The following is a 24085-nucleotide window of genomic DNA, read 5'->3' as shown; positions in this document are numbered from 1 at the left end:
CGATTCCGCGCACACCGCCCCCAGTCATCGACCCACCCCGATGCGCATACCGTAGCGGGGCACCCGGCCGGGCGGAACACCACCCGTCACTCGACGTGATACACCGCCACGATGCCATTGTCGAAGCGGCGCGGCGCGAGTCCGGCCAACTCCGGGGACTCCGGGCCGGCGGACCGGTCCACGACCAGCCAGCGCACGCCGTACCGGTCGCGCAGGTCGGCCAGGCCCGCCGCGGTGGGCGCGGTGATCGCGGCGTCGTTGGCGGCGAACAGGGCTTGATCCCAGAACGGGCCGAACGGACTGATACCGAGCGTGACCGCCCGCGGGGCGAAGGCCCAGCCCTCGATCAGCACGGAGCGTTGCGCGTAGGCGCCGAGCCAGAACGTCCGCGAGTCGCACCAGCCGTCGACGACCGCCCGGCAGTGGGCGTTGGTGGCGAGCACGTCGGTGGGGGCGCTGTGGTCGCGCAGCCAGCGGGCCGCGGCCACCCGGGAGGCGGGCATCGGGACGTTGACGTTGGTGCCGCCGTTGGGCGCCGCCCGGTTGGCCCGGGCGTCGTTGACCAGGCCGGGCGCGCCGGCGGCGAGCAGCAGCGCGAGCAGGACCGCGCCGCCGCGGCCGCGCAGCCGCCCGCCGGCCAGCCGCCAGGCGACGCCGGCGACGAGCAGGAGGACGCCGAGCAGGGCCGCCCAGCGCAGCAGCGGCAGGACGGCGTCGCGGGGCACGTCCGGGTCCCACCCGGCGGGGCCGCGCCACCACTGGACGGCGACCAGCGCCCCGCCCGCCGCCAGGGCGGCCGCGGCCAGGGCGTACCCGCCGGCGCGGCCGAGCCGCGCCCGCTCCCACACCTCGACCGCGCCGAGCGCCGAGGCGAGCACGCCGAAGGCGAACGCGGTCCGGACGAAGTACTGGTTGCTGCTGCCGGGGTGGCCGAGCAGCAGGTACAGCGCCGGCCCGGCCAGCGCCCCGCCGACCAGCAGCGCCACCGGACCGTCCAGCCGGCCGCGCCGCCGCCACAGCAGCGGGACGATGCCGGCGAGCCGGAGCTGCATGTTCAGCAGGAAGGCGGCGCCGACCAGGGCCCAGTCCCCGGCGGACCCCACGTACGGGGACAGCCCGGACAGCGGCTGCACCGCGACGCCGTGCGTCTCGAACGCGAACAGCACCACCGTGGCGAAGCCCTGCGCGGCCAGCGCCAGGGCGAGCACCCCGGCGGCCGGCCGCCACCAGCGCCGGCCGCGCAGCACGCCGACGAGCAGCGCGAACCCGGCCGCGCCGCCGAACACGGGGATCGAGCTGGCCTTGGCCCCGGTGGAGGCGAGCAGCAGCGCGCCGAGCAGCACCCACGCGCCGCGGCCCAGCGGCGGGACGCCGGGGCGCCGGCCGAGCCGGTCGGCCGCGGCGGCGATCATCGGCAGCAGCAGCACCCAGCTGTAGGTCATCGACGGGCTGCCCCAGACGATGAACGCGGTCTGCGTGCCGAAGAGCTGCCGGATGCCGTTCTCGAAGCCGAACTCGCCGACGGTGAACATCAGCGCCGCGGCGACCGCGCCGACGGCCGGGCGGCGGGTCAGCCGCCAGCCGGTGACCGCGACGGCCAGCACGGCCAGCGCGCACAGCGCGGGTACGGCGAGCCGGAAGAACACCACCGCCAGGTCGACGCCGCTGACCAGGCTGGCCGCGGCCATGTGGGCGAAGCCGAACCAGTGGTAGTGCAGCACCTCCCCGGCGACCTGCGGTACGTGCAGCGGGAACCGGTGGGTGGCCTCGCCGGCCAGCGAGAGCTGGAAGGCCAGGTCGATGTACTGCTGCTGGTCCTCCCCGGTCGGCACGACCGGGTTGCGCCAGAGGAACACCTCGGCCAGGTACCAGGTGAAGCCCACGACGATCGCCGCGACCGCCCACGACCAGGCCGGCGGCGCCGGGGTGTAGCCGCGGACCCACCAGTGCCGGCGCAGCCGCGGCACCGCGGCGAACAGCGCGAACACCGCCAGCGGCCAGGTCCACAGCCAGCCCGGCACCCCGGTGGCGGTGTACGCCGCCCAGGCGACCAGTTCCAGCACCAGGCCGACGACGGCGCCGTACGTCAGGTCCTCGACGAGCGTGTGCGGGCGGGCCCGCAGCGCCCGGTACACCAGGGTGCCGGGGGCGAGCACGGCGAGCGCGGCGTAGCCGAGGAAGGCGGCGATCGCCCCGGCGGGGGTGTCGGCGGCGAGCAGCAGCGCGACGACGCCGGCGAGCCCGACGAGGGCGGGCGCGGACCGCACGCCGATCCGGGAGAACATTGGCGGCACGGTACCAGGGGTCAACCCGGACAACTCGTGCGCGGCAGCCCCTCCACGGCGACCGGCGAGCGGCCCGGCGCGGGCGCCCGGCCGGCGAGCACCGCGGCCGCCGCGCGCAGCGCCCCGGGCGTGCCGGCGTACGCGGCGAGCAGCACCGGCGACCGCGCCGCGGCGAGCACCCGCGGGCTGTCCAGGGCGATGGTCACCGCGGCGTCGGGGTTCAGGTCGGCCGGGCCGTCGCCGTACCCGACGAGGTGCACCGGGGTGCCGTCGGCGGCGACCGGCACGCCCAGGTCGGCCAGGGCGGCGCGCAGCGCGGCGGCCCGGCGTTCCCGGCCGCGGGCGGCGGTGACGGCGACCGGGCCGTCGACCAGCGGCCCGCCGCAGGGGCCGCGGAGCTGGGTGAGCGCGGCCCGGCTGACCGCGTCGGCGGCGGCGGCGTGCGCGGGGGCGCGCAGCACGCCGGTGCCGGGCGCGGGCCGGTCGGCGTACCGCTGCTTGAGGCGGAGGATCCGCGCGACGGACGCGACGAGCTGCGCGCGGGGCAGCCGGCCGTCGCGCAGCGCGGCGAGCAGCCCGCGCTGGACCGCGGGCAGGTCCAGCGGCATCAGCAGCAGGTCGTTGCCGGCCAGCAGCGCCCGCAGCGCGGCCTCGGCCGGCGGCCAGCGCTTGGCCGGGGCCATGTTCAGCGCGTCGGTGACGACCACCCCGTCGTAGCCGAGCTTGCCGCGCAGCAGGCCGGTGAGCACCGGCTTCGAGAACGTCGCCGGGGTGCCGGGGTCGACCGCGGCGACGTCGAGGTGGCCGGCCATGACCAGTTCGGCGCCGGCGGCGATGCCGGCCCGGAACGGCGGCAGGTCCTCGCGTTCGAGGGTGGCCAGCGGGCGGGCGAGCCGGGGCAGCGCGGCGTGGCTGTCCACCGCGGTGTGGCCGTGGCCGGGGAAGTGCTTGAGGGTGGCCGCGACACCGCCGGCGCGCAGGCCGCGGACGGCCGCGCCGACCTGCTCGGACACCGCGGCCGGGCGGCTGCCGTACGAGCGGGAGCCGATCACCCCGTCGGCGCCGCCGACGACGTCGGCGACCGGCGCGAAGGCCACGTTCACCCCGAGGGCGGACAGCTCGGTGCCGGCGGCCCGCCAGGCGGCGGTGGTCGCGGCGGGCCGGTCGGCGGCGCCGAAGGCCATCGCCGACGGCAGCGCGGTGACGCCGTCCCGGATCCGGACGACGGTGCCGTACTCCTGGTCGGTGCCGACGAGCAGCGGCGCCGCGGCGGGCAGCGCCCGGCCGGCCCGCTGGAGGCCGGCGGTGAGCCGGCGGACGGCGGCCGGCGAGTCGACGTTGGACGTCGGCTGGCTCGCCGCGGTCGGGTCGTCGCCGGTGGCGCCGACGAGGATGACGCCGCCGAGCCGGTACCGGGCCACCAGCTCCGCCGGGGTGGCGACGCCGGCCAGCGCGCGGTTGGCGGCGGCGGAGGCGGGGGTGACGTCGGTGGCGTCGGCGCCGTACGCGAACGGCATGAGCACCTGCCCGACCAGGTCGGCATCGGACAGCGCGGCGGCCCGGTCGGCGGCCGGCCCGGTGCCGGCGGCGGGCGGCGCGGGGGCGGCGGGACCGGTGGTCGCGGCGGCCGGGGTGGCGGCGACGAACGTCGGCCGCGGCGGCGCGGAACCGCATCCGGCGAGGAGGGCGCCCGCGGTCAGGGCGGCCAGCGCCGCCCGGGCCGCGCGGCGGCGAGGGGTGTCCACGCTGCCATGACAGCAGAGTGGGCCGAATCGGACGAACGGCCATCACGCCGGAATTCCCGGCGGCCGGCCGACCCGGCGTCAGCCGACCTGGGTGAGGACGGTGACCGGAGCGCCATCGCCGGCGTACCGGTACGGCTCCAGTTCGTGGTCCCACGCGGTGCCGAGCGCCCGTTCCAGCGCGTGCGCGAGCGCCTCCGGGCCGCGGGCGCCGGCGAGCAGCGAGCGGAGCCGGTGCTCGCCGAGGTGGATGTCCCCGGCGGCGTTGGTGGGGGCGTGGAAGAGGCCGCGGTTCGGCACGTGCATGAAGCGCTCGCCGTCGCAGCCGGGGCTGGGCTCCTCGGTGACCTCGTACCGCAGCATCGGCCACTGGCGCAGGGCGCCCGCGAGCTGGGCGCCCGTGCCGGGTCGCCCCGTCCAGCCGCACTCGGCGCGGTGCGCGCCGGGGTCGACGGGCTGCCCGGTCCACTCCAGGCGGACCGGGGTTTCGAGCACGCGCGCGATCGCCCACTCCACGTGCGGCCGAACGGCGACCGGGGTGGAGTGCACGTACACGACGCCACGAGTGGACACGGCTGACCTCCTGGGGACCGAGGTGCGTCTTCCCCTACGACCTCGGACCTGGTGGTGCCGCCGTGCCCGGCGTGCCGCGCCGTGTGGCGGGCCGGTGCGGTGCTATGGTGCGTTCCCCGCCTTGTTGCGCGCTCTGTGCAACTGCTGCGCGCTCTGTGCATCGATCGGCTTGGATCTGCCACTTGCTTCTCGATGCGACGTGCCGCGCCATTGCGGGGTTCCCGCGACGTTACGGGGTCCCCGCGACGTCGGTGCGGTTATCCGCCGGTCGGCGCGGGTGTCCGCGACGCGCGGATCCCGCGCGGGAGCGCGGCCCGCGGGCGAACGGGCTTGAGCGTGAGATCTCCCCCTCCGCGCCGATCGTGTCAATCACCCCCATGATGCCGGGTCGGGCGGGCGGCGCGCCAGTGATCGACCAAACTGACCGCTTCCCACCGGCGCTTCCCCGTCGGGTACGCTGCTCTCCGGTCCGCGGACCGGCACGCATTCGATCATCCCGAGGAGCCTCCCGTGGCGAGCAACACGTCGAAGACCGCCCGCGCATCCGTCCGGGCCGGCCAGGCCGGGCAGGGTGGCGCACTGAGCGTGCTCGGTGAGTTCAAGTACCTGATCCCGCTCAACGGCGGGAAGCACGCTTACGTCCGCAATCTGACCAACGGCAAGACCACCCACCTCAGCACCTCCTCGGACGCGTTCGTCGAGGAGATCCGCGTGCTGGCGGCGGCCGGGCACGGCACCAAGATCCGCGCCGAGCTGGCCGCGCTGGCCGAGGCGAACCCCGAGCACCCGTGGGCCGACGCCGAGGCGCGCCTCGTGTCCGCGGGCGTGTTCGAGGGCTGACCGCCCCGCACCGCGCCGCAGCGCCCCCGCCGGGAACGATCCGGCGGGGGCGCTGCGCTGTACCCGGATGTCCGGCTTTTCCGTCGACCATTCGGCCGCCGGCCGGATGTGGTCCGCGCCACACCGGCGACGGATCGACCGATTAAGGAATCGTTCAGTTCGGCGTACGGTGGGCGATAATGGTTACCCGCCGGTACGCCCGGCGGGATCCCAGCTTCCGTGGAGGTGGGGAGATGACGCAGCCGGAGCCCTCGGGCCAGCTCAGCGTGCGACTCACCGACGGGGTCCGGCTGCACGTCGAGGCGCACGGGCCCCGCCGCGCCCCGCTCACCGTGGTCCTGCTGCACGGCTGGACCCTGGACCGCCGGATCTGGTACCGGCAGATCCGCCGGCTGACCGCCGCCCCCGGCGGCCCCGGCGTGGTGGTGTACGACGCCCGCGGGCACGGCCGCTCCTCGGCCACCAACCGGGTCGGCGCCACCCTCCCCCAGCTCGGCGCCGACCTGGCCGCCGTCCTGGCGCACATCGACGGGCCGGTGGTCCTGGTCGGCCACTCGCTCGGCGGCATGACGATCATGGAGTACGCCGCCGCCGCGCCCGCCGACTTCGCCGCCCGGGTGCGCGGCCTGGTGATGGTCTCCACGACCGCCGAGGGGCACGCGCACACCGAGTACGGGCTGCCGCACCCGCTGGCCCGGATCGTCCGGGTGCTCGAACTCTCCGGCTCGTACGTCATGGCCCGCTGCGGCGACGTCCGCCCGCACCGGCCGCTGATGTCGGCGATCCGGCCGGCGATCCGCTGGCTGATGTTCGGCGACCCGTGCGACCCCGACGACCTCCAGCTCACCTGCGCCGCGGTGGCCGGGTCCAGCCTGCGCTCGATCGGCGGGTTCCGCGAGTCGGCCGGCACCCAGCAGCGGCTGGAGGTGCTGCGCGGGCTGCCCGGCGTGCCGTCGGCGGTCCTGGTCGGCGACCGGGACCGGATCACCCCGCTGCCGTGCGCCGAGGGCATCGCCGACGCGCTCGGCGGGGCGGGCCTGCACGTCTGCCCCGACGCCGGGCACATGCTGATGCTGGAGCGCCCGGACGAGGTCGACGCCGCCATCGCCTCGGTGCTGGCCGCGGCCGGCGGCGTCCGACTGCCCCGGGCGGCCTGACCGCCGGCGGTCCGGTTTCGGTCGGGTGGGGGTCGATGGGGTCCGGTAGGTTGGTACGCACTCCTTTCGCTGGGTTCCCGGGGGCGCTGCTGTGCATTCGATCCAGGGCTGGCTGGCCGCGCTGCCGCCCGAGGCGCTGTACGCCCTCGTCGGCCTGATCATCGGCGTCGAGAGCATGGGCGTCCCGGTGCCCGGCGAGATCGCCCTGGTCAGCTCGGCGCTGCTCGCCGCCACCGGCGCCGTCGACCCGTGGGGCGTGGCCATCGCCGCCGCGACCGGCGCGATCATCGGGGACTCCATCGGGTACGCGATCGGCCGGCGCGGCGGCCGCACCCTGCTGCTGCGGCTGGGCCGCCGCTTCCCGAAGCACCTCGGCCCGGCCCAGCTCGCCGCCGCCGAGCGGATGTTCGCCCGATGGGGCGTGTGGGCGGTGTTCTTCGGCCGGTTCGTCGCGCTGCTGCGGATCCTCGCCGGGCCGCTGGCCGGGGCGCTGCACGTGCCGTACCGGCGGTTCCTGCTGGCCAACGCCGGCGGCGGGCTGCTGTGGGCGTTCGGCACGGTGTTCGCGCTGTACTCGCTGGGCCAGGTCGCCGAGCGCTGGCTCAAGGGCTTCTCCTGGGTGGCGCTGGTGCTGGCGGTGCTGGCCGGGCTGGGTACGACGGTGTGGCTGAAACGGCGCGCCCGCCGGGCCGCCGCCGACGCCGACACGGACGCACCGCCGCCCGAGCGGACCCCCGCGGGCCGCGGCTGAGCCGGCGGGCCGGGCGGGCGGGGCGCGCGGGCCAGTAGTCTCACCCCGATGTCCGGAGAGTCGAGGAGAACGATGACCGACGCCGAGCACCGGCCCGCCGACCGGGTCCTGGCGCGGGAGCTGGCGGTCGAGCAGCGGCACCTGGACCGGGTGTACGCCCGGCTCGGCGAGCTGCGCCGCTCCGCGGCCCGGGCCGAGCGGGAGGGCTACGAGCTGGCCGGGGTCGGCAACTTCGGCGCGCTGGTCGAGCGGGACGCGATGGTGTTCCACGCGGCGCAGCGCCGGTACGTCCTCGACGCCGAGCACGAGGGCCTGGTCTTCGGCCGGCTGGACCGCCGCGACGGCGCCGTGCACTACGTGGGCCGGCTGGGCGTGCGCGGCGAGGCCAGCGAGCCGCTGGTGATCGACTGGCGGGCGCCGGCCGCCGCCGCCTTCTACCGGGCCACCGCCGCCGACCCGCAGGGGGTGGTCCGCCGGCGGATGATCCAGTCCAGCGGCGAGACCGTGACCGGCCTGACCGACGACCTGCTCGACCCGGCCGCCGCCCCGCCGGACCTGCCGCTGGTCGGCGACGGGGCGCTGCTGGGCGCGCTGTCGCGCACCACCACCCGCGGGATGCGCGACATCGTCGCCACGATCCAGCGGGAGCAGGACGAGGCGATCCGCTCGCCCGCCTCGGGCGTCACGATCGTCTCCGGCGGCCCCGGCACCGGCAAGACGGCGGTCGCGCTGCACCGGGCGGCGTACCTGCTGTACTCGGACCGGAACCGGTTCGCCGGCAGCGGCATCCTGGTGGTCGGCCCGTCGCCGGTCTTCGTCGACTACATCAGCGCCGTCCTGCCCTCGCTGGGCGAGGACGCGGCGACCCTGCGCTCGCTCGGCTCGCTGATGCCGAGCATCTCCCCCACGAACCGGGTCGACCCGCCGGCGCTGGCGTCGATCAAGGGCTCGCTGCGGATGCAGACCGTGCTGGGCCGGGCGGCCCGGGCGGCGGCGCCGGGCGGGCCGGAGGAGTTCCGGCTGGCGTACCGGGGCGGGCTGCTGAAGCTGGACCGCGACGCCCTCGACCGGGCCCGGGTGGCGGCGCTGACGCGCGGCGCCCGGCGCAACGAGGTCCGCCGGGCCGGCTTCGACAACCTGTTCACCGCGCTCTGGCGGCAGGCGCCCGACCAGCTCGGCGGCCGGCTGCCCGATCGGGCGCGGTTCGAGGAGGAGCTGAGCGAGCACCCGGCCTTCCGCGACTTCCTGCGCGCCTGGTGGCCGCAGCTCACCCCGCTGCGGGTGCTGAGCTGGCTGGGCGACGAGCGGCGGCTGCGCCGCTGGGGCCGGGACGTGCTCGGCGGCCGCGAGGTGACCGCGCTGGCCGCGTCCTTCGCCGGCCTGCTGGCGGACGGGCCGACGGTCGCCGACCTGGCCCTGCTGGACGAGCTGGACGCCCTGCTGGGCAGGCCGCGCCGCCGCCCGCGCCGGGTCCGGACGAGCTTCGAGATCGCGCCCGGCGTGCACGAGGTGAGCACGTTCACCGACCGGCAGCGGGCCGCCCGGGAGCGGGCCGCCGTCCGCCCGGACGACTACCGCGACTACGCCCACATCGTCGTGGACGAGGCGCAGGACGTCTCGCCGATGCAGTGGCGGATGCTGGGGCGGCGCGGCCGGTACGCCTCCTGGACGATCGTCGGCGACCCGGCGCAGAGCGCGTGGACCGGCGACCCGGCCGAGCTGGCCCGGGCCCGCGACGCCGCGCTGGGGCGGCGCCGGCGGGAGACCTTCACGCTGTCCACCAACTACCGCAACTCCGCGGAGATCTTCGCCGTCGCCGCCGGGGTGATCCGCCGGGTGCAGCCGGACCTGCCGCTGCCGGTGGCCGTCCGGTCCACCGGCGTCGACCCGACCCACGTCACCGTCGGCGCCCCGGCCGAGCTGGGCCCGGCGACCCGGGCCGCGGTGGCCGCGGTGCTGGCGGGGGTGGAGGGGACGGTGGGGGTGATCACCGCCCTGCGCCGCCGGGACGAGGCGGCCGGCTGGCTGGCCGACGCCGGCGCCGGCGAGCGCCTGCAGGTCGTGACGAGCCTGGAGGCCAAGGGTATGGAGTACGACGGGGTGGTTCTGGTCGAGCCGGCCGAGATTCTCGGCGAGGCCGAGTCGGGGGCGCGCACGCTGTACGTGGCGCTGTCGCGGGCCACCCAGCGGCTCACGACAGTGAGCCTCGACACGGACTGGCTACCGGACGGCGCGGCCACCTTACGACATATATCAAACTGACTATATAATTCCCCGGTCGTCGCCGGTCGCCGATGGAGGGGTCATGGGAGCGGGACACGACCACGGCGCGGATGCGCTCCGCGCCGGCCAGCAGCACATGGGTCGGCTGATCGCCGCCATCTGCCTGCTCGCCGTCCTGACGGTCGCCGAGGTGATCGTCGCGTACACGTCCGGGTCCTTGGCGCTGCTGTCCGAGGCCGGGCACCTGTTCACCGACGTACTGGGCATGTGCATGGCGCTGGCCGCGCTGGTCGCGGTCCGCCGCGGGGGCCGGCACGAACGCAGCCACAACCCGCAGCGCACCTTCGGCCTCTACCGCCTCGAGGTGCTCACCGCGCTCGCCAACGCCGTGCTGCTCACCGGCGTCGCGGTGTACGTCATGATCACCGCGCTGCGCCGGCTGACCGAGCCGCCGGAGATCGAGTCCGGGCCGGTCATGATCGTCGCGGCGGTGGCGGTGGGGGTCAACGTCGTCGCCTTCCTGCTGCTGCGGGCGGGCGCCAAGGAGAACCTGAACCTGCGCGGCGCCTCGCTGGAGGTGCTGAGCGACCTGATCGGCGCCGCCGGCGTGCTCGCCGCCGGGCTGATCATCCACTTCACGGACTGGTGGTACGCGGACCCGATCGCCGCGCTCGGCGTGGGCGTGTTCATCCTCCCCCGGACGATGAAGCTGGCCCGGGCCGCGGTCCGGATCCTCATCCAGACGGCGCCGCACCACATCGACGTGGTCGCCGTCGAGGGGGCGCTGCGCGGGGTCGCGGGCGTGGACGACGTGCACGACCTGCACGTCTGGACGCTCGCCTCGGGCATGGACGTCGCCTCGGTGCACCTGCGGCTGGCCGGCGACGCGGACGTGGTGACCGTGCTGCACGCCGCCCAGCGGATGCTGCACGACCGCTTCCACATCGAGCACCCGACGCTGCAACTGGAGCCGGCGCGCCCGGACCCGGTCTGCCACGGCGCGGCCTGGTAGCCGCGGCCGCCCGGCGGGGCGAACCCGGCCGGCTCGCCCGATGGGGCAGACGGCCGGGATCAGCGGCGGCCCGAACCAGCCGACCGCCGGGCACGGCCCGGGGGCCGGCCACTGTCGGGGGCCGGGGTCAGCCGGTGGCCAGGGACGGGGTCGGGGCGCCGAACAGGCCGTGCAGGCCGGTGACCCACAGCGTCCGGTGCACGGCCGGGGACAGGTCGGTGACCACGAGCTTCGCGCCGGTCACCGACGCCGCCTGGAAGCCGGCCACCAGCGAGCTGATGCCGACGGAGTCCATGAAACTGACCGCGCGCAGGTTGAGCGCGATCCGGCGGGGCCGATCGGTCAGCAGGCGCGTGATCGTGTCCCGGATCTCGTGCGCCGTGTCGATGTCGATCTCCCCGGACGGGACGATCTCGACCTCGTCGTCGGGTAGCTGTCGCACCCGTACCGTCAAGCTCACGTCGTTCCTCCCACAGCATCCCGGAGCGAAGGGCGATCGGCGCGCGGTCGGAGCCGGGCGCCGCACCTTCGTTACCGAGGTGCTCCGTTACCCGACCCCCGCCGGCGGCAAACCGCCCCGGTCCCCCATCCGCGGTATGACGCCGCTCACAGGGCTCCGGTTCCCACCCCGGCGCGATGATCAGCGCCGGGCGGCGGCCCTGGCCAGCACGGCCTCGCGGCGCTCGGTGAACCGGCTCGCGCTGCTGTCCAGCTCGGCCAGGAAGGCGGCCAGCTCCTCGCGGGCCCGCTCGCCGTCGGCGGACAGCCCGGTGCGCTCCATGATCCGGAGCTTGCGCAGGATCGGGCCGATCACCTCGTCGTGGTGGATGCGCAGATCGTAGATGCCGGCCATGGCGATCTGTACCGATTTACGGCCGAAGTTCTCGATCCCGTGGCCGGGCATCTGGAAGCCCTTGATCACGTCCGCGACCGCCCGCATCGTCTGGTTCGGGGCCAGCTCGAACGACGCCTGGAGCAGGTTGCGGTAGAAGACCATGTGCAGGTTCTCGTCGTTGGCGATCTTGCCGAGCAGCAGATCGCAGATCGGGTCGTCGCTGACCTTCCCGGTGTTGCGGTGGGCCACCCGGGTGGCCAGCTCCTGGAACGAGACGTACGCGACCGACCCGAGCATGTCCATCGTGTGGTCGCTGGTGAAGCCGGCGGCCATGTGCGTCATCCGGGCCCGCTCCAGCGCCACCGGGTCGACCGCCCGGGTGGTCAGCAGGTAGTCCCGGATGGCGATGCCGTGCCGGCCCTCCTCGGCGGTCCAGCGGTGCACCCAGGTCCCCCAGGCGCCGTCGCGGCCGAACAGGGCGGCGATCTCGTGGTGGTAGCTGGGCAGGTTGTCCTCGGTGAGCAGGTTCACGATCAGCGAGGTCCGGGCGACGTCGGAGAGCTTGGACTGCTCCGGGTCCCAGGCGGTCCCGTTGAGCGGGCCGTCGAAGTCCGCGCCCTCGCTCCACGGGACGAACTCGTGCGGGAACCACTCCTTCGCCACGGCCAGGTGCCGGTTCAGGTTCGTCTCGACGACGCTCTCCAGCTCGTGCAGCAGGGCGGTCGGGTTCGGTTCCGGCTCGGACATCGGCGCTCCCGGGGGCGAGAGGGTTCACGGGGTGGGCGGGCGGAGCGGCACCGGGGCGGCACACCCGCCCCGGGGGCACCGGCACGCCCGGGCGACACAAACCTACGGTGTCGTAACCTACGATACCGTAAGTTGGGCCCGCCGCTTCCCCCCTCGCGAGCCCCTCACCTTCTGTAGCCTGAAGTCGCTCATGTCCCGCTGCTTCGGGTCGATCCCGACACCGACGGCGAGTCGAGCCGTACGGGACCGGGTCGCACGGGGGCGCCATGAATCCGACGTTCTACCCACTGCTCGACGCGCTGCGTCGCGCGGGTGTGGATCCGGGCGCCATCGACAAGGCGGTCCGGGAGGTCGAGCGCAGCGGGCGCACGATCCGTGACGTGCTGATCAACGACCACGTCGTCACCGAGACCGAGCTGACCAAGGCGGCCGCGGACGCGTTCGGCTTCGCCCACGCGGACCTCATCGACTTCGACATCGACGACGAGGTGCTGGCCAAGGTGCCGCTCTCGCTCGTCCTCCGGCACCGGGTCATCGGCCTGGCCATCCACAACGGCGAGCTGACCCTCGGCATCACCGACCCGGCCGACGTGATGGCCATCGACGACGCCCGGGCCGCGACCGGCATGGTGATCCGGCCGATCGTGGTCCCGCGCAGCGAGGTCCGCAAGGTCATCGAGCGGCTCCAGCGCGAGGGCGCGGACATCGGCTCCGAGGCGTTCGACGACTTCGAGGACGAGACCGGCTCGGACATCGCGCAGGCCGAGGAGGACGCCCCGGTCGTCCGGTACGTCAACTCGCTGATCGAGCAGGCCATCCAGAACCGGGCCTCCGACCTGCACCTGGAGCCGACCGAGCACGAGATGCGGGTGCGGTACCGGATCGACGGCGTGCTCAAGGAACTGGACACCGTGCCCAAGAACGTCCAGGCGTCGCTGATCTCCCGCATCAAGATCATGTCGAACATGGACATCACCGAGCGCCGGATCCCGCAGAACGGCCGGGTCACCGTCCGGATCGGCCGCCGCTCGGTGGACCTGCGCGCGGCGACGCTGCCCACGGTGTTCGGCGAGAAGATCGTGCTGCGGGTGCTGGACACCGGCGGCGTCGAACTGGACATCGCCAAGCTGGGCTTCACCGACCACAACTTCGACCGGTACGGCCGGGCCTTCTCCAAGCCGCACGGGATGACCCTGGTCACCGGCCCGACCGGCTCCGGCAAGTCGACCACGCTGTACGCCACCCTCATGGCCATCAGCGAGCCCACCGTCAACATCATCACCGTCGAGGACCCGGTCGAGTACCGGCTGCCCGGCATCAACCAGGTCCAGGTCAACCACAAGGCGGGCATGACGTTCGCCCGGGTGCTGCCGGCGATCCTGCGGTCGGACCCGGACGTGGTGCTGATCGGCGAGATCCGGGACAAGGACACCGCCCAGCTCGCCGTGGAGGCCGCGCTCACCGGCCACCTCGTGCTCTCCACCCTGCACACCAACGACGCGCCCGGCGCGATCACCCGGCTGATCGAGATGGGCATCGAGCCGTTCCTGGTGGGCTCGTCGGTGGACTGCGTACTGGCCCAGCGGCTCGCCCGCAAGCTGTGCGACTGGTGCAAGCAGGAGTACGAGCCCACCGACGCCGACCTGGAGGCGGTCGACTGGCCGATCCGGCTGCTGCCCCGGCCGCCGGTGCTGTACCGGCCGGGGACCTGCCGGTCCTGCTCCGCCACCGGGTACCGCGGCCGGCTGGCGCTGCACGAGGTCATGGGGGTGAGCCAGGAGATCGAGACGCTGGCCGTCCGCCGGGCCTCGTCCAGCGAGATCCGGGAGATCGCGCTGGACCAGGGCATGCGGTCGCTGCGGGTGGACGGGTTCGCCAAGTCGGCGATGGGGCTCACCTCCGTCCAGGAAGTGCTGCGTGTCGCCATCTGAGTCGTACGGGCGGATTGCCCGGATGATCCCCCGCGCTCCGGAGCGCGGGGTCCGATCGGGCAATCCGGCTAAAGTGCCCGCCCGGGCGGTCGATCCAAGCGAATGATCGGTACGCCCGTTCGCGGGCATCCGGTAGGGGGCACACGGAGAAACCTGCGAGGAGCACGGCTTGATGGAAGCGCACACGCTGGACGAGGCGGTCACGTACCCGCCGATGGGCGGCGACCGGGACTACCTGTACCGGCTGTTGGAGGAACTGATCCACCACCGTGGGTCCGACCTCCACCTGTCCGCGGGCGCGCCGCCCACCATGCGGCTGCACGGCGCGCTCACGGCCATGCCCGGCTACGACCGGCTGAGCCACGCCGACACCGCGATGCTGGTCCGGGCCGCCTGCGACGCCGAGCAGTTCGCCCGGTTCGAGCGCGACCACGAGCTGGACTTCTCGATCAGCGTCCGGGACCTGTCCCGGTTCCGGGTCAACACCTACTTCCAGCGCGGCGCGCACGGCGCCGCCTTCCGGGCCATCCCGCACGAGATCCGGCCACTGGAGGCCCTCGGCGTACCGGACACCGTCAACCGGTTCGCCCTGCTCCCCCGCGGCCTGGTCCTGGTGACCGGCCCGACCGGCTCCGGCAAGACCACGACGCTGGCCGCCCTGCTGGACCTCGCCAACCGCACCCGGTCCGGGCACATCATCACGATCGAGGACCCGATCGAGTACCTGCACCCGCACAAGCGCTGCCTGGTCAACCAGCGCGAGGTCGGCACCGACACCGAGTCGTTCGGCATCGCCCTGCGGCACGCGCTGCGGCAGGACCCCGACATCATCCTCGTCGGCGAGCTGCGCGACCTGGAGACGACCGCGACCGCGCTCACCGCGGCCGAGACCGGCCACCTCGTGCTCGGCACCCTGCACACGCAGAGCGCCGTGCAGACGATCGACCGGATCATCGACATGTACCCGCCGCACCAGCAGAGCCAGGTGCGCTCGCAGCTCTCGATGACCCTGCAGGGCGTGGTCAGCCAGGCGCTGTGCAAGACCGCCGACGGCCAGGGCCGGGTCGTGGTCACCGAGGTGATGTCGACGACCCCGGCGGTCCGGGCGCTGATCCGCGAGGGCAAGACGGTGCAGATCCCGTCGTTCATGCAGTCCGGTACGGGCGAGGGGATGCTCTCGTTCGACCAGCACCTCGCCGAGCGGCTGGCCAACCAGCTCATCACGTACCAGGAGGCCATCACCCTGGCCCACTCACCCGACGACTTCCGACGACTGACTGGACGGTCCTGACATGGCAGGGACGAAAACCCGCAGCCGTACCTTCGAGTACGAGGCGGTCGACACCAAGGGCAACCGCAGCAAGGGCCAGGTCGACGCGCTGAGCGAGGCCGCTGCCGCGCAGATCCTGCGCCAGCGCGGGGACATGCCACTGGTCATCGAGGCCCAGGCCGGCAAGGGCCTGCGCCGCGACCTCAAGCTGCCCGGTGCCAGCAAGCGGGTCGGACTCAAGGAGCTGGCGATCTTCTCCCGCCAGTTCGCCACGCTGGTCTCCTCCGGCATGGCGCTGCTGCGCGCGCTGAACGTGCTCGCCGACCAGGCCGCCAACCCGGTGCTGGAGCAGACCGTCATCGACGTGCGCACCGACGTCGAGGGCGGCCTCGCGCTGTCCGAGGCGCTCGGCCGGCACCGCAAGGTCTTCCCCAAGCTCATGGTCTCGCTGATCGCCGCCGGCGAGGCGGGCGGTTTCCTCGACCGGGCGCTGGCCGACGTGGCTGCGAACTTCGAGAAGGACACCGAGCTGCGCGGAAAGATCAAGGCGGCGCTCACCTACCCGGCGATCGTGCTCGCGTTCAGCTTCGTCCTGATCGGCGCGGTGCTGCTGTTCATCGTGCCGATCTTCGAGGACATGTTCACCCAGCTCGGCGGCGAGCTGCCGTTCGTCACCCAGGTGATCGTGACGGCCAGCCACAGCATGGTCTGGGCCGGCCCGCTGTTCGTCGCGCTGGTGGTCGGCGGCTTCCTGGGCTTCCGCAAGCGGCTGGAGACCAGCGACAGCATGCGGCTGGCGTTCGACCGGTTCAAGCTCAAGATGCCGGTCTTCGGCAGGCTGCTGCAGAAGCTCGCGATGGCTCGCTTCACCCGGAACCTGGCCACCCTGCTCAACGCCGGCGTCCCGGTGCTCAACGCGCTCAGCGTCGTCGGCGGCACCACGGGCAACCAGGTCATCACCGACGCGATGGACGACCTGCAGGCGGCCGTCCGCGAGGGCCGGCCGATGTCCTCCCCGATGCACGATCACTGGCTGTTCCCGCCGATGGTGACGCAGATGATCGAAGTCGGCGAGGAGACCGGTGAAATCAGTCAGATGCTCGATAAGGTCGCCGATTTTTACGACCGAGAGGTGAACAGCGCCACCGAGTCGCTGACCGCGGCCATCGAGCCCCTGATGGTCCTGGTCATGGGTGTCCTGGTCGGCGGCATGATCATCTGTCTGTACCTGCCCATGTTCACGATCTACCAGAACATCCAGCAGTGACCGCGCCAGTGGGTCCCTACCCGAAAGGAATCACGATGCAGCACCTGCTCCGCAGCCTGCGAGCGCGGCGCGACCGCGGGGACGCCGGCTTCACCCTGATCGAACTTCTCGTCGTCGTCGTGATCATCGGCGTGCTCGTCGCGATCGCTGTCCCGACCTACCTCAACTACCGCGAGGGCGCTGCCGACAAGGCCGCCCAGTCCGACATCCGCAGCGGCATCAGCGCGGTCGAGGCGTTCTACACGAACTCGGGCACCAACACGTACCCGACCAACGACGCGGCGGCCAAGGCGGCCACGCCGGCCGGCGCGGGCGTGAAGGTGTCGGCCGGGGTCACCCTGCTCTACACCCAGGTCGGCTCGGGCTACTCCTTCTGCGCGTTCGCCGCCAGCGGGAGCAACGCCTTCACGTACACCAGCGCCAACGGCGGCGCCCCCACGGCGAAGTCGACCGTGAGCAAGACCTGCCCGTGACCCCGGCTCGACCCGCCCCGGAAGGAACCAGATCATGATGTGGACGCTCCACCTGGCGACCGGCATCGCCGGCCTGTTGGTGGGCTCGTTCCTGAACGTCGTGATCCACCGCGTTCCCCGGGGCGAGTCGATCGTCCGGCCCGGTTCGCACTGCCCGCGCTGCCAGCAGCCGATCGCCGCCCGGCACAACGTGCCGGTGCTGTCCTGGCTGCTGCTGCGCGGGCGGTGCGCCCACTGCGCGGAGCCGATCAGCGCCCGGTACCCGCTCGTCGAGGCGGGCACCGGGGCGCTGTTCGTCGCCGTGTCGCTGCGCTTCGGCGCGGACCCGGCGCTGCCGGCGTACCTGTACCTGGCCGCGATCGCCGTCGCCCTGGCGATGATCGACGTGGACGTCAAGCGGCTGCCGAACGCGATCGTCCTCCCCTCGTACGGCGTCGGCCTCGTCCTGCTGCTGCCCGCGGTCCTGCTCGGCGGCGACTGGGCCGCGCTGGGGCGCGGCCTGCTGGCGATGACCGCGCTGTTCACGCTCTACTTCGTCCTCACCCTGGTCCACCCCAACGGGATGGGCTTCGGCGACGTGAAGCTCGCCGGCCTGCTCGGCCTGTACCTCGGCTGGCTGGGCTGGTCGTCCGTCTGGTTCGGCACCCTGGCCGGGTTCATCCTCGGCAGCGTCGTGGGCCTCGGCCTGATGGCGCTCGGCCGGGCCAACCGCAAGACCGCCCTGCCGTTCGGGCCGGCGATGCTCGCCGGCGCGTTCCTGGCGGTCTTCGCCGCCGCCCCCATCACCCACTGGTACGCCTCGCTGCTGACGGCGGGCGCCTGACCCCCTGCGGAGGGAGCACCACATGGCCAGCGACATGCCGGTCGGCCTGGACATCGGCGCGATGTCCATCCGCGCCGTCGAGGTCGGGCGCGCGCGGGAGGGCCTGGTGGTCTCCCACTTCGGCCAGGTGCCGCTGCCGTACGGCGCGGTCCGGTCCGGCGTCGTGCAGGACCAGCCGATGGTCACCGCGGCGCTGAAGAAGCTCTGGGCGCAGGCCAAGTTCCGCTCCCGCGACGTCGTCCTCGGGGTGAGCAACCCGCAGGTCGTCGTCCGCGAGATGTCCGTGACGAACCTGCCGGCGCGCGAGCTGAAGCAGTCGCTGCCGTTCCAGGTGCGCGACTCGCTGCCGCTGCCGGTGGAGCGGTCGCTGCTGGACTTCTACCCGCTGGAGGACGCCGGCGAGCGCAAGACCGTCCGCGGCCTGCTCATCGCCGCGCCCAAGGACGCGGTGATGACCGCGGTCAAGGCCGCCGAGAAGGCGGGCCTGCTGGTGGCCCGGGTCGATCTGGCGTCGTTCGCGCTGCTGCGGGCCGCGTCCCGGCTCGACTCGTACGCCGAGGCGCTCGTCGACATCGGCGCCCAGGCCACCACGGTGGTCGTGCACGTCAACGGCGAGCCGCGGATCGTCCGGACCGTCCCGCGCGGCGGGGCCGAGGTCACCGAGGCCATCTCGAACCGGTTCGGGGTGTCGCTGGCCGACGCCGAGACGCTCAAGTGCCGGGTCGGGCTGCAACTGCACGAGGGGCCGGAGGTCGCGGAGCTGATCCGGGACAGCCTGCGCCCGCTGGTCAACGAGATCCGCAGCTCCTTCACGTACCTGTCCTCCGGCGAGCAGGCCACCGACGTCCGGCGGGTCTCGCTCACCGGCGGCGGGTCGAACCTCGCCGGGATGGTCGAGATGCTCCGCGTCCAGCTCGAGATGGACGTGGTGCTCGCCGACCCGGTGATGCGCCTGCACCGCCCCGGTCGGGGCCGGCACGACCAGCTTGACCGTGCCCGTTCGTCCGCCGCCGTGTCGATCGGCCTGAGCCTGGGAGCTGCTGCCTGATGTCCTCCACGAACGTCACCCGGGGCACCGGTACCCCGCCCGCGCACGTCGTCGCCGACCCGCTGCGCGTGCCGGCCATCGCGGCCGACCTGCTGCCCGTCGAGATCCGCGACGCGCGCAGCAACAAGCGCTCCCGCCGCCGCGTCGTCGTCGGCCTGGTCGCGACCGCGCTGCTCGTCGGCGCCGGGTACGCCGGCCTGTTCGCCCTGTCCGCGGCCGCCGAGATGCAGCAGGAGTCGGTCGAGGCCGAGGTCGCCACGGTGCAGCAGCAGCAGAACCAGTTCCGCGATCTGGTGGACGCGCAGACCCGGACCGCGGCGATCGACCAGCAGCTCGCCTCGCTGATGGCCGACGACGTCCGCTGGCAGAAGGTCGTCCGCTCGATCCAGCAGGCCGCGCCGTCCGGCGTGCGGGTCAGCTCGATCAGCGCCAACCTGTCCGGCTTCGGCGTCGTCGCGGGCGGCGGCGCGGCCGGCACCGCCGGCGGCGGCCAGGGCGGCGTGAAGGTGCCCGGCGGCGGGGCCGAGCGGGTGCTCGGCACGATCACGATCAGCGGCACGACCCCGCGCCGGGACGCGATGAGCCGGTTCCTGACCGACCTGGAGAAGGCCGAGGGCCTGGACCGGCCGCTGATCGACTCGCTGAGCGAGACGACCGAGAGCGGCTCGTCGTACAGCTACAGCGCCCACTTCGACCTGACCGCGGCCGCCCTCGGGGGCCGGTTCGCCAAGGGGGGCAAGTGATGGAGAACCGCGCCTCCGCGGACCGCACCTGGCTGCTCATCGGGGTGGCCGGCGCGCTGGGCCTGCTCGGGCTCGGCTGGGTGCTGCTGCTCGGGCCGGCCCTGACCGACCTGGGCAAGCAGCACGACCGGACCGAGGCCGCCGAGATGGAGCTGGCCCAGCAGCAGTCCCGGCTGTCCCAGCTCCGCCGGGAGAACACCGAGCTGACCAAGTACCAGGCCGAGCTGGCCGCCGCCGAGCAGGCGCTGCCGACGGACGCCGGGCTGCCGGCGTTCCTGCGCTCGCTTCAGTCGCTCAGCTCGATGTCCGGCGTGACCGTCACCAACCTGACCGTGAGCCCGCCGGTGGCCGCCAAGCAGCCGGGGACGATCGCCCTGCCGATCAGCCTGACCGTCCGCGGCCCCGCCGCCGCGACCGAGGCGTTCCTCGGCCGGGTGCAGGACCGCGGCCGGGCGGTGCTCATCGGCGGCGTGTCGACGAGCATCGAGGGCAGCGAGACGTCGATGACGCTGAACATGCAGGCGTACACCGCGACCCGGTAGCCGGACCGACACCGCGACCCGCCGGTTCCGCCGCGCGGCGCGGCGTGCCGCGGCCACTGTGGTCGGTGAGAATGGAGTGACAGCCGCCGGCCCCCGTTCCCCCGGGGGTGCCACGGTGGACTCCGTGCTCACCGAAGGGGCCGCCATGGGTCCGCGCGTCGCCGCCGCCAGCCTCGCCGCCGCCGCGCTGCTCGGCGCATTCGCCCTGTCCGGCGGCGACCCGCCGGGCCGCACGCCCATCGCCGCCGTCCAGGGCACCGGCGCGCTGTCCCCGCTCGCCGGCCGGCCGGTGACCGTCGCCGGCGTGGTCACCGCCGTCCGGGCGGTGAAGGGCGGCGGCGGGTTCTGGCTCCAGGACACCGCGCCGGACGCCGACCCGCGCACCAGCGAGGCGCTGTTCGTCTTCACCGGTACCGCCCCCGACGTCGCGCCCGGCGCGTCCGTCGAGGCCACCGGCACCGTCACCGAGTACCGGCCCGGCGGCGCCCCGGCCGGCGGCCTGTCCCGGACCGAGCTGAGCAAGCCGCAGTGGCGCCGCCTCGGCGGCCCGGACAAGCTGCCCGAACCCGTCGACGTCACCGCCGCCGCGGTCCCGGCCGCGTACGCCGCCGACGGCGACCTGGAGGCCCGGCCGCTGGACCCGGCGGCGTACGCGCTGGACCGGTACGAGTCGTGGGAGGGCATGCGGGTCCGGGTCCGGGACGCGCCCGTCGTCGGCCCGACCGCGCACGGCGAGCTGTGGGTGACGGTCCGGCCGGCCGACCGGCCGACCCCGCGCGGCGGCACCCTCTACGCCGGGTACGCCGCGCAGAACGCGGGCCGGCTCAAGGTCAAGCCGCTCGCCGGGCCCGCGCCGGCCGCCGACGTCGGCGACACGCTCGCCGGGGAGACCGTCGGCCCGCTCGACTACGACCAGTACGGCGGCTACCTCGTCGCCGCCACCGCCATCGGCGCGCACCGCCCCCGCGGCCTGCCCCGCGAGGTCACCGCGCCGGCCGGGCCGGGCGAGCTGACCGTGGCGACGTACAACGTGGAGAACCTCGACCCCGGCGACCCGCCGGCGAAGTTCGCCAAGCTGGCCGCCGGCATCGTCACCCACCTGCGCGCCCCGGCGATCGTGGCGCTGGAGGAGGTCCAGGACGACAACGGGCCGACCAACGACGCGGTGGTCGGCGCGGCGGCCACGTACCGCAAGCTGCTCGCCGCGATCACCGCCGCCGGCGGCCCGGCGTACGCGGTCCGGCAGATCGACCCCGTCGACGACGCCGACGGCGGCGAGCCGGGCGGCAACATCCGGGTGGGCTTCCTGTACGACCCGGCCAGGGTGAAGCCGGACGACCGGCCCGGCGGCGGCCCGACCGCCGCGGTCGGGGTGGTCGCCGACGGCGGCGCCCGGCTCACCCACTCCCCCGGCCGGGTGGCGCCGGCCGACCCGGCCTGGTCGCACAGCCGCAAGCCGCTCGCCGCGGGGTTCACCGCGAACGGGCAGCGGGTGATCGTGGTGGCCTGCCACTTCGCGTCCAAGGGCGGGGACCAGCCGCTGACCGCCCGGGTCCAGCCGCCGGAGCGGTCGTCGGAGCGGCAGCGGACCGCGCAGGCGGCGGCGCTGCGGGCGTTCGTGGACCGGGTGCTGGCCGTCCAGGCCGACGCCCGACTGGTCGTGCTGGGCGACCTGAACGACTTCGCCTTCTCGCCGACCGTCGGCGCGCTCACCGCCGGCGGGGCGCTGCGGCCGCTGATCGACGAGCTGTCGCCCGGCGAGCGGTACGGCTACGTGTACCAGGGCAACTCACAGGCCCTGGACCACATCCTCGTCAGCCGCGGCTGGCGCGGCGCCGCATACGACGTGGTGCACCTCAACGCCGAGTACGCCGACCGGGTCAGCGACCACGATCCGCAGGTGGCGCGGCTGGTCCCGTGACCGCGGCGGCGCCGATCGGGCGGCGCACCGGGTGGTCGTACGCCGGGGCCATCCGGCACGGGTTGCTCTCGCCGCGCAGCGTCGGCCGGATCTCCCGCAGGACCGCCCGGGCGCGGTGCCGGCCCAGGTTCCACTCGTACCAGCGCTCCGGCCCGCCGAGCCGGCTGGGCAGCTTGCCGAGGGCGCAGCGGCGCAGGTCGGCGGGCAGCTCGGCGAGCGCGGGCGCGGCGTCGGCGGAGAGCGCGCGGACGTACCACAGGTCGATCACGCCGTCCCGCTCGTACCGGTCCAGGTTGCGCCGGGCCGCGTACCCCTCGGGGTTCAGCGCGGCCAGGGCGAGCAGCATCGCCACCTGGAGCGCGACGATCGCCCGCGGGATCCACCGGCCGTCCCCGCGCAGCCCCGCCACCAGCACCAGCACGAACACCAGGCCGAGCACACCCTCGACGGCCATCACGAAGATGCGCTCGCCGGTGAAGCTGTAGACCTGCTGGTACACGTACATCCGGCCCAGCGCCGACGCCACGATCACCAGGCTGAGCAGGCACAGCGGGCCGAGCAGCCAGCGCAGCAGGGCGCGGTCGCCGGCGTCTTCGCGGCGGGCCCAGCGGGTGATGGCGAGCAGGACGAGCAGCGTCAGCACGGTGACGACGGCGAGCTGCCAGAAGCCGCCGCGGGCGTACTCGGCGACGCTGAGCCCCGCGGTCGCGGCCAGGTGCTTGCGCCCGCCGAACAGGGCGGTGGCCTGGACGGCGACGAACCCGGCGAACAGCAGCACCAGCGCGCCGGTCGGCGCGGCCCACTCCCACCGGCCGAGCCGGGGCGCGCCGGGGCTCTCCAGCCCGCCGCGGTCCAGCGGGGCGGCGGCGGTGAACGCGCCGGCCAGCGCGATGAGGCCGCCGGCGGCGAGCAGGAAGCCGCCGGAGAAGACGGTGGCGGCGGTGATGTCCGGCAGGACGCGGCTGAGCAGCTCGTCGAAGGCGGCGTCGGCGGAGGCGAGCAGGCCGCCGAAGACGATCAGCACGCCGAGCGTGCCGAGGGTGGCGACGACGACCCGGCGGACGGTGGCGGCCCGCCGGTCGACGCCCTCCCCGCCGGTGCCGCCGCGGCCCGCCGGGGCGAGCAGGGTGCGGCCGAGCCAGGGCAGGCCGCGGACGGCGGCCAGCGGGGCGCCGAGCAGGCCGAACGCGATCCCGCGGATCGACCGGCCGCCCACGATGGCCAGCGCGGTGCAGCCCAGCGCGCCGAGCACGCAGAACGCCACCAGCCACCAGGCGTTGCGGAACGCGAGCACCGACAGCAGCGCCAGCGCGGCCGCGGACCAGCCGAGCCGGGCCCGCCGGTCGGCCGGGTCGAGGGGGCCGGTCCGGGCGACGGCGACGACCGCGCCGAGGACGCAGGCGCCGGCCAGCGGCCAGCCGATGCCGACCCCGCCCAGCGGGGTGAAGATCGCGGCGCCGACGGCGGCGCCGGCGATGGCGAGCAGGGCGGCGGGCCCGGCCGGGGCGGCGGGGGCGGGCCAGCGGCGGGCGAAGAAGCTCGGCGGGACCGGTACGGGCGCCGGATACGGCTGCACCGCGGGGGCGGTCGGATGCGCCGGAACGGCCGCGCCCGGCGGCGCGGGGGCGGCCGGCGATGCGGGGGCGGCGGCCGGTGGGGTGGGTGTGGATGGCGGTGCGGCGGGGGCGTCGGGCGGGGTGGGTCCGGGGTCGGCGGGGTCGCCGGTGGGTCGTGGGTCCGGCATGCGGCCGTCCTTTCGCTCGACCGGCCGCACGCAGCGTGACGCGACCGCTCCGCGACCGTAGTCCAGCGCCGCAACCGCGTCCGGCCGCCGGGCCGTTATTCGGCGATACGCCCGGACGTGCTCGCCGGAACGACCCGGGTGGGCCTCCACCGTCCGCC

20 protein-coding genes are annotated in these 24085 nt (G+C 74.7%); 14 read left to right on the top strand and 6 right to left on the bottom strand.

Annotation, left to right across the window (positions count from 1 at the left end; translation table 11 throughout):
* Positions 1-86 precede the first annotated feature (86 nt).
* The 3 genes from IEY94_RS01355 to IEY94_RS01345 all read right to left on the bottom strand — a co-directional run bounded on the left by IEY94_RS01355 (position 87) and on the right by IEY94_RS01345 (position 4600).
* Complete coding sequence (locus tag IEY94_RS01355; protein ID WP_189168148.1) at positions 87-2285, bottom strand: hypothetical protein; 2199 nt, start codon at positions 2283-2285, stop codon at positions 87-89.
* Between the two features lie 20 nt (positions 2286-2305).
* Entirely contained in the window at positions 2306-4030 is a 1725-nt protein-coding gene (locus IEY94_RS01350; RefSeq protein WP_189168147.1) for a glycoside hydrolase family 3 N-terminal domain-containing protein, read from the bottom strand.
* Positions 4031-4108: 78 nt separating this feature from the next.
* Positions 4109-4600: a DUF3145 domain-containing protein gene (locus IEY94_RS01345; RefSeq protein ID WP_189168146.1), complete on the bottom strand. Its 492-nt coding sequence runs from the start codon at positions 4598-4600 to the stop codon at positions 4109-4111.
* 510 nt (positions 4601-5110) lie between these two features.
* Here IEY94_RS01345 and IEY94_RS01340 point away from each other — a divergent pair.
* The 5 genes from IEY94_RS01340 to IEY94_RS01320 all read left to right on the top strand — a co-directional run bounded on the left by IEY94_RS01340 (position 5111) and on the right by IEY94_RS01320 (position 10583).
* Entirely contained in the window at positions 5111-5440 is a 330-nt protein-coding gene (locus IEY94_RS01340; protein ID WP_189168145.1) for a hypothetical protein, read from the top strand.
* 233 nt (positions 5441-5673) lie between these two features.
* Complete coding sequence (locus IEY94_RS01335) at positions 5674-6597, top strand: alpha/beta fold hydrolase (RefSeq protein ID WP_189168144.1); 924 nt, start codon at positions 5674-5676, stop codon at positions 6595-6597.
* A 91-nt stretch (positions 6598-6688) separates the two neighbouring features.
* On the top strand, positions 6689-7348 hold the full coding sequence (locus IEY94_RS01330) for a DedA family protein (protein WP_189168143.1): 660 nt from the start codon (positions 6689-6691) through the stop codon (positions 7346-7348).
* A 72-nt stretch (positions 7349-7420) separates the two neighbouring features.
* A complete protein-coding gene (locus IEY94_RS01325; protein ID WP_229783224.1) occupies positions 7421-9610 on the top strand; it encodes a HelD family protein in 2190 nt (729 codons plus the stop codon).
* A 43-nt stretch (positions 9611-9653) separates the two neighbouring features.
* Positions 9654-10583, top strand: a complete 930-nt coding sequence (locus tag IEY94_RS01320) for a cation diffusion facilitator family transporter (RefSeq protein WP_189168141.1) — start codon at positions 9654-9656, stop codon at positions 10581-10583.
* Between the two features lie 127 nt (positions 10584-10710).
* Here IEY94_RS01320 and IEY94_RS01315 read toward each other — a convergent pair whose 3' ends face one another.
* Both IEY94_RS01315 and IEY94_RS01310 read right to left on the bottom strand, forming a co-directional pair.
* Entirely contained in the window at positions 10711-11043 is a 333-nt protein-coding gene (locus tag IEY94_RS01315; protein WP_189168140.1) for an STAS domain-containing protein, read from the bottom strand.
* Positions 11044-11223: 180 nt separating this feature from the next.
* Positions 11224-12165, bottom strand: a complete 942-nt coding sequence (locus tag IEY94_RS01310; protein ID WP_189168139.1) for an acyl-ACP desaturase — start codon at positions 12163-12165, stop codon at positions 11224-11226.
* 266 nt (positions 12166-12431) lie between these two features.
* Here IEY94_RS01310 and IEY94_RS01305 point away from each other — a divergent pair, with 266 nt between their 5' ends.
* The 9 genes from IEY94_RS01305 (at position 12432) to IEY94_RS01265 (ending at position 22183) form a co-directional block, all read left to right on the top strand.
* The gene (locus IEY94_RS01305) at positions 12432-14096 is read left to right on the top strand and encodes a GspE/PulE family protein (protein WP_189168138.1); all 1665 of its coding nucleotides are present in this window, start codon (positions 12432-12434) and stop codon (positions 14094-14096) included.
* A 172-nt stretch (positions 14097-14268) separates the two neighbouring features.
* Positions 14269-15387, top strand: a complete 1119-nt coding sequence (locus IEY94_RS01300; protein WP_229783307.1) for a type IV pilus twitching motility protein PilT — start codon at positions 14269-14271, stop codon at positions 15385-15387.
* Position 15388: 1 nt separating this feature from the next.
* Positions 15389-16633: a type II secretion system F family protein gene (locus IEY94_RS01295; protein WP_189168137.1), complete on the top strand. Its 1245-nt coding sequence runs from the start codon at positions 15389-15391 to the stop codon at positions 16631-16633.
* Between the two features lie 35 nt (positions 16634-16668).
* A complete protein-coding gene (locus tag IEY94_RS01290) occupies positions 16669-17106 on the top strand; it encodes a type II secretion system protein (protein WP_189168136.1) in 438 nt (145 codons plus the stop codon).
* 34 nt (positions 17107-17140) lie between these two features.
* Positions 17141-17929, top strand: coding sequence for a prepilin peptidase (locus tag IEY94_RS01285; protein ID WP_229783223.1), 789 nt, complete (start codon positions 17141-17143; stop codon positions 17927-17929).
* Positions 17930-17951: 22 nt separating this feature from the next.
* A complete protein-coding gene (gene pilM, locus IEY94_RS01280; RefSeq protein ID WP_189168135.1) occupies positions 17952-18977 on the top strand; it encodes a type IV pilus assembly protein PilM in 1026 nt (341 codons plus the stop codon).
* Complete coding sequence (locus IEY94_RS01275) at positions 18977-19720, top strand: PilN domain-containing protein (protein WP_189168134.1); 744 nt, start codon at positions 18977-18979, stop codon at positions 19718-19720. Before pilM ends, IEY94_RS01275 begins: the two co-directional genes overlap by 1 nt.
* Entirely contained in the window at positions 19720-20262 is a 543-nt protein-coding gene (locus tag IEY94_RS01270) for a type 4a pilus biogenesis protein PilO (protein ID WP_189168133.1), read from the top strand. The genes IEY94_RS01275 and IEY94_RS01270 overlap by 1 nt, the downstream gene beginning before the upstream one ends.
* Positions 20263-20407: 145 nt before the next feature.
* Entirely contained in the window at positions 20408-22183 is a 1776-nt protein-coding gene (locus IEY94_RS01265; protein WP_189168132.1) for a DUF8508 domain-containing protein, read from the top strand.
* On the opposite strand, the gene IEY94_RS23890 is transcribed toward IEY94_RS01265, so the two are convergent.
* Positions 22143-23927, bottom strand: a complete 1785-nt coding sequence (locus IEY94_RS23890) for a DUF4153 domain-containing protein (RefSeq protein ID WP_189168131.1) — start codon at positions 23925-23927, stop codon at positions 22143-22145. The genes IEY94_RS01265 and IEY94_RS23890 overlap by 41 nt on opposite strands.
* Positions 23928-24085 lie beyond the last annotated feature (158 nt).

The organism is Pilimelia anulata (assembly GCF_014647895.1).
In the GTDB taxonomy this organism is placed as follows: domain Bacteria; phylum Actinomycetota; class Actinomycetes; order Mycobacteriales; family Micromonosporaceae; genus Pilimelia; species Pilimelia anulata.
The sequence above is the reverse complement of the archived record's forward strand: the minus strand, read 5'-3'. Positions and strand labels throughout refer to the sequence as shown.